This is a genomic window from Micromonospora sp. LOL_021, from assembly GCF_048060215.1.
Classification (GTDB): Bacteria; Actinomycetota; Actinomycetes; order Mycobacteriales; family Micromonosporaceae; genus Micromonospora_E.
On the sequence record NZ_JBHMIN010000190.1, the window covers coordinates 1 to 257 of the forward strand.

At 70.4% G+C, this 257-nt stretch carries 1 pseudogene; it reads left to right on the forward strand.

The window, feature by feature from the left end:
- Positions 1-257, forward strand: a pseudogene (locus tag ACFHWT_RS31625) (site-specific integrase); the annotation flags it as partial.

Here is a 257-nt window from a genome sequence, read left to right on the forward strand (position 1 = left end):
GTGGCGGTCTGGACCGCCGACCAACTCGCCACCTTCCTGGGCGAGGTGACCGACGACTCGCTGTTCGCGTTCTGGTGGCTGACCGCGCTGCGGGGCCTACGGCGTGGTGAGATGTGTGGCCTACGCTGGGTCGACGTCGACCTCGACCAGGGCGTCCTGACGGTCGAACGTAACCGTACGACCGCCGGCTACCACGTCGTCGAGGGCGACCCGAAGACCGCGGCGGGGCGGCGGGCGGTCGCCCTGGACAAACGCAC